The following is a 5,907-nucleotide window of genomic DNA, read 5'->3' as shown; positions in this document are numbered from 1 at the left end:
ACAGCGAGTCGCCACCCAACTCGAAGAACGACTCATCGACACCGACCCGCTCCAACCCCAACACCTGGGCGAAGATGGAAGCCAGAATCTCTTCGGTAGGCGTGGACGGGGCGCGATAATGCTCGACATCGGCATACTCCGGCGCCGGCAACGCGCGCTTATCGAGCTTGCCATTGACCGTCAACGGCAACGCGTCGATCAATACCACCGCCGACGGGACCATATAACTTGGGAGCCGCTCGCCCAGTGCGGCACGGATAGTGGTGGGGTCCACGGCACCGCTTGCCGACTCGGTGAGATAACCGACGAGGCGCTTATCGCCGGGGCGGTCCTCGCGGACGATGACCGCCGCCTGGTCCACTCCGTCCAGGGCGCTGAGCGCCGCTTGGATCTCACCGATTTCGATGCGATGGCCGCGGATCTTGACCTGCTCATCGGCACGACCCACATAGCGCAGCTGCCCGTCGGCACCCCACCACACCAGGTCCCCGGTGCGGTACATCCGTTGCCCCGGCGCCCCGAACGGACACGACACAAACCGCGACGCAGTCAGGCCCGCCCTACGCACGTACCCGACTGCCAACTGCGGCCCGGCGACATACAGTTCCCCGACCACCCCGTGCGGTACCGGGCGCAACCAACTGTCCAATACGAAAAACGCCGCACCCGGCACCGGCGCGCCGATCGGTACCACCCCCGAGCCCGCCTGTAGCGGCTCGCTCAACGCAACCCACATCGTGGCCTCGGTCGGACCGTATTCGTTGATCATCACCCGGCCAGGGGCCCACCGATCCACCACCTCAGGGGGGCAAGCCTCGCCGCCGACCAACAACGTCACCGCATCAAGGCCCTGCGGCGACAACATGCCCACCGCCGAAGGGGTCTGGCACAACACACTGACCTGCTCGTCAATCAAGAAGGTGCGCAGGGCTTCCGGCGAGGCCGCGATCGACTCCGGCACCACCGCTAGCCGACCCCCATGAAGCAGGGCGCCGTAAATCTCCCAACCGGAAATGTCGAAGCTATATGAGTGCCACTGCGACCACACCTGCCCCGCGCCGGCCCAGGGATGGTCCAAAGAACCCATCAACTGGGTGACATTGGCGTGGGTGATCGCCACCCCCTTGGGTACGCCTGTCGTGCCCGACGTGTAAATCGTGTAGGCCACATCGTCAGCGGCCGGGCCCAGCAGCGCCGTGACCGGATAGTCCTCGAGCACCGGGTCGGCGACGTCGATGACCGTCAACCCGCTATCGGCCAGCCGCCCCGCCAACTCGGCGGTGGTCAGTGCCGCCATGGGAGCTGCGTCGGAAATCATGAACTCGATGCGCGCCCAGGGGTGCGCTGGATCGATCGGCAGGTACGCCGCACCGCTCTTGAGCACCCCTAGCATCGCGACGATCGCCTCGGCGCAACGCGAAAACAGCAGCGCCACAGAATTCCCCGGGCCTGCGCCCAAGTCGACTAGCAGCTGCGCAATCCGATTCGATGCCGCATCCAGCTCGGCGTAGGTCCACGAGCGACCCTCGCACGCCAGCGCCACGGCGTCTGGGACAGCAGCTACCTGCGTCGCGAACACCGCCGGAATCGACATCGTGTCCGGCGCCGGCGCTGTCAAGAGGTTTCGGTTACCCCACCCGTAGACGCGAGCAAGGTCGTCGTCATCCAGTGAATTGAAGGACGCCAGCCGTTTCTCCGGATCGTCCGTCATCGCCAGAAGCACGCGGCTCAACCGCTCCGTTATTTCGGAAACATCCAGTTCGGCGATTGGGTGACCGGCACCCAGAGCGCTGAGGTGGAGCTGGTCACCATCCCTGAAAAAGACCAGCGCGGCCTGGGCCCCGAAGCCGGCGTTGGTTAGCGTGCCTGTCGCTAACGCGCGATCGAAATACCCCATGTGAGCGGCGGGGATGAAGTTGACGACCACCCGATTCGACGCACGGCCGGAGTTGTGGACGCGCGGACCACCTTCAAGACTCTGCACCGGAAACAGTTGGTGTTGCAGCGCTTCTCGGATTTGCGTGTTTACGTGGCGGCAGAAGCTAGCAACCGAAGTATTTGCCGGAGTCTTCAAGACGAGCGGAACCACATCCGAGACCAGTCCGGGAACCGCATGCGACTCTGGACGCACACGTCTGCTCACCGGAAAGTCAAGCACCACTTCTGAATGCTCGTGGTCATATGCACTCACAAAGAGCGCACAGGCAGCCGTGATCACTGCGGACCGACGCACTCCCAGATCGCGCGACAACTCATCAATCCGCTCGACGATCTGCGGCTGCAGCGGAAACGGTGATGAAAACTCGTCGGCGTCATCTCCGACCACTGGCGCGTGGGCGAACGGTTGGGCCGGTGGCTTCTCGGCAGGAAGATTATTGGCCCAATAGATCTGATCGTCTAGATAGTCGGTCGACGTCTCGTATTCCAACTCGCAATGGACCAGATCATGCAGGGAGCCGAAAAAGGTGGGGGGCACCTCTCCGCCAGTAGCAAATGCAGAGTAAACAGCTGCGATCCGATGCAAGACAAGACCGAGGCCGATACCGTCTATTGCGATGTGGTGGCAGCACGCAAATAGATAGTTTTCATCTAATCGCGTCTGCAACAGTGCGAACTTGAAAAGTGGGCCCGAAAGCGGCATCGGCGCGCGTCGGATGCGGGATGCCAGGCGACGTACTTCTTGCTCGGGATCGGCCGAATTCAACAGATCGTAGCGAAGAAGCTGCACAGACGAATAGTCCACCGGCCTCTGAAAAACCTGCGCATCGACTTGGAAGAATTCGGCTCTGAGCGGTTCGGCCTCGCTCACTACGTGGCCGATGGCCGACTCCATTAAAGCGGCGTCTACGGCGCCCTCGATCCGCACGAGTTCGCCCAGATGAAGCGTAGCGTCCGCGCGACCCGTTTCTTCCGCCAGCCACATATCGAACTGTCGCCGCGTGAGCGGAAAAACCCGGTCATCGAGTTCCATTTGTTTTCCCCTCAATCACCCAAGTCAGGCGCTTTGCTCGTCAGAGCCCAGCCCCCGCCGAGCCGCCCCCGCGGACCCCTCAGGCCGTGTTCCCGGTTCTGTCGGATGTAGTCCAAATCGCAGAGCGCTCGGCTTTGCCGTGAACCGCTCATGAGCCGGTTGCGACAAGGTCGATGACGAGCCACAGACTGTGTAGCCCAACGCTGGCCTGGATGAGAAGCCACCGGTGGGGCAGTCGAACGGATCGATGCTCACGCCTCTCCAGAATTTACTTGAGTGAGTGGGACTGTTCCAAACCATACTAAGCCGCATTGGAGCTGTGACGCGTTTCAGCAAAGTCTCTAGGTGTTGTGCGCTTCACAGGCTAGCATCCGGAGTGTTGGGCATGCAAAGTGCTATCGCCTGCGGTGATGGGTCAGCTCGGCTAACGCCACGCGGCTTAGTGAGCCGGGATACCACGAAGCTCAGTGAACTCGTGGGCGTCCACGCCCCGACCAAACGGCCCCCTCTCATCGCCCGGCTTGCGCGCTGCCGGGGTACCCTGTATAGGCCGCTGAGCGACTTCTGCAGTAACCGAAAGGCGCCGGATGAGGTTAGGTATTTGACTCCGCGTGAGCGGAAATGCCAATGAAAATTAACGGTGAGTTTTCAAATATCGCAGTTAGCCGATAAGCGGTCTCACCCGCGCCCCGACAATGAGCCGTTCGAGTACATGGCGTGAAACGCCGCCTCTTCATGATCGGAACGCGCTCTTGTGAGCGACGCCTAAGAGACCTCGGATGTGAGGGTAATTTTGCTGAAATCGCACGACGATGCACAAAGCGATAGAAAGCGGTGCCAATCGTCGATCGGATTCAGCTCCGATATGGACTCATTGCCATTCGTGTTGGATGTCCCGCTGGTTCAGCACCCACACCGTAATGGCCCAGTCGCTGAGCCGTGGTTCAGCGCTCCTGCTGCTTGATCGCGAATCGAACGGAGGGGCCGTCGCGATGCAGCAAAATGCGGTGCCCCTCGAAATAATCGTCGACGGCCTTGCGGGCACCTTTCCAGTACCCGTAATCATCAATGACCAGCACTCCGCCGACCGGAATTCGTGGGTAGAGATGCTCGAGCTCATGGCGTGTTGACTCGTATAGGTCGGTGTCGAGGCGCAGCAGAGCTATCGTCTCAGGCGCTTGCGCAGGAATAGTGTCCTCCACCGGACCAGCTACGAGATTGATCCGCTCTGCGGGATATCCGGTGGAGGTCAAGAGAGCGAAGACGTCATCGCGCGAAGGCTTGAAATGGGTCACTTTCGGCACTACGCGGTCGTACAGTGCTTTACCGATCCGGCCCGGGTTCATAGAACTCTGAACCGATGTGCCGTTGAAGAGCACATCTTCGTCGGTAGGTTGGTACGGGAAACCGGACGGCCCCATTCCGGCCCACACGTCATACCCGTAGATGTCGCGGTCGACGATGCCACGTTGACGGAGGCGCAACAGCATCGCCAGCAGACTCCCGCCGCGCCAGACTCCGCACTCGACGAAAGCCCCCGGGATGTCGTTGTCGACAATGTAATCGACGCTCCCGCATAACGCGGCAACGCGGTCGCTCGAGGTCAGAGTGTACGGGTCGACCCTGCGGATGATGTCCTGCGTGGATTCATCCAGATCCACGAACTTGTGGCGCGAGTCCATCCGACGAATCCGGCGCACGATCCGCGACGTGACATAGTCAGCGACGACGGGCACCGTTGGCTTGCTCATCGAGTTTTCCTCCTCTGACGCAAAAGCTACGAGACGCAATCATTGCGCAAGGCGCTGGATGCGTGTCAGCCCCCACCCCATCACACTTCAACTTTGTTCACCGGTACGCTGCCCGGCGCTGTCGACATTCCGAGCGTCCCTAGCCCCAGCCGCTTCGTCTGCCTCAGCATCGGTTGCCTTCAACACCGCTTCCCGCTCCAGAAGATCGGCAGCGATGGTAACGCTTTCCACAGGTTTGGTCATCTGGGCAGCGATCTCGCGGGCTCGGGTGACGTATTCCGGCGCGACGATTGTCCGCAAATCCTCAACCAATGATTTGCGGCTGATGTCCGCGAAGGGCCGTGCTGCACCGACTCTCAGGCGCTTCACCAGAGCGCCCCAGCGCGCCTGCTCAGGCCACGTCGAAAGAATCAGCGTCGGAACTCCGGCACGCAAGCCCGCGGCCGTGGTCCCTGAGCCACCGTGGTGGACGACTGCGCGGCACGCGGGGAAGGCGGCCGCGTAACTTGTCGCGCCGACCACCTTGACGTCATCCGGATGCGCGACTCGGGAATCATCCATTCCAGCGGCGCAAATCAGCGCCCGCTCGCCCAACTGCGAGCAGGCGGCGGTGATCATGGCGAGCGTGTCGGCGGCAGATTCCACCGGCACACTGCCGAACCCGAAGAAAATCGGCTTCGGCAGCATCCCCGTCGACTTGGTCGAGTCTGCTGACAGCGTGTTCGCCATGATCACGGATGCGTGCGTGGAGCTGGGTGAGCGGGCGCTGATCTGCTCTGGATGGAGCGGCTTCAGCGAGATGCAGTCCGAGAGCGTCAAGGTGGTCGGCGCGACAAGTTACGCGGCCGCCTTCCCCGCGTGCCGCGCAGTCGTCCACCACGGTGGCGCGGGCACGACGGCGTTGGCTCTGCGCGCCGGAGCGTCGGAACTCCGGCACGCAAGCCCGCGGCCGTGGTCCCTGAGCCACCGTGGTGGACGACTGCGCGGCACGCGGGGAAGGCGGCCGCGTAACTTGTCGCGCCGACCACCTTGACGTCATCCGGATGCGCGACTCGGGAATCATCCATTCCAGCGGCGCAAATCAGCGCCCGCTCACCCAACTCCGCGCATGCGGCGGCTATCATGGCGATCGTGTCGTCGGGAGATTCGGTCGGGATGCTGCCGAAGCCGAAATAGATGGGTGGC

At 62.2% G+C, this 5,907-nt stretch carries 2 protein-coding genes and 2 pseudogenes; all 4 read right to left on the bottom strand.

What is annotated here, in order from left to right; all coding sequences use genetic code 11:
• On the bottom strand, window positions 1-2,971 hold a 2,971-nt coding region (locus tag A5698_RS03405; RefSeq protein ID WP_197506631.1), incomplete at its 3' end, for a non-ribosomal peptide synthetase.
• Window positions 2,972-3,915: 944 nt separating this feature from the next.
• Window positions 3,916-4,722 carry a TylF/MycF/NovP-related O-methyltransferase gene (locus tag A5698_RS03400; protein ID WP_084792234.1) on the bottom strand — a complete coding sequence of 269 codons (807 nt, stop codon included), beginning with the start codon at window positions 4,720-4,722 and terminating at the stop codon, window positions 3,916-3,918.
• Between the two features lie 87 nt (window positions 4,723-4,809).
• Window positions 4,810-5,397: pseudogene (locus A5698_RS03395) on the bottom strand (glycosyltransferase); the annotation flags it as partial.
• A gap of 242 nt (window positions 5,398-5,639) precedes the next feature.
• A pseudogene (locus A5698_RS29255) lies at window positions 5,640-5,907 on the bottom strand (glycosyltransferase); the annotation flags it as partial.

It is taken from the genome of Mycobacterium sp. E136 (assembly GCF_001666865.1).
In the GTDB taxonomy this organism is placed as follows: domain Bacteria; phylum Actinomycetota; class Actinomycetes; order Mycobacteriales; family Mycobacteriaceae; genus Mycobacterium.
Note: the sequence above shows the minus strand (reverse complement) of the source record. Positions and strands in the feature narration are given on the sequence as shown.

What these genes read in the sequence shown, in the direction of transcription:
- A5698_RS03400 (WP_084792234.1), bottom strand. Translation starts at nt 4,722, where the DNA reads ATGAGCAAGCCAACGGTGCCCGTCGTCGCTGACTATGTCACGTCGCGG.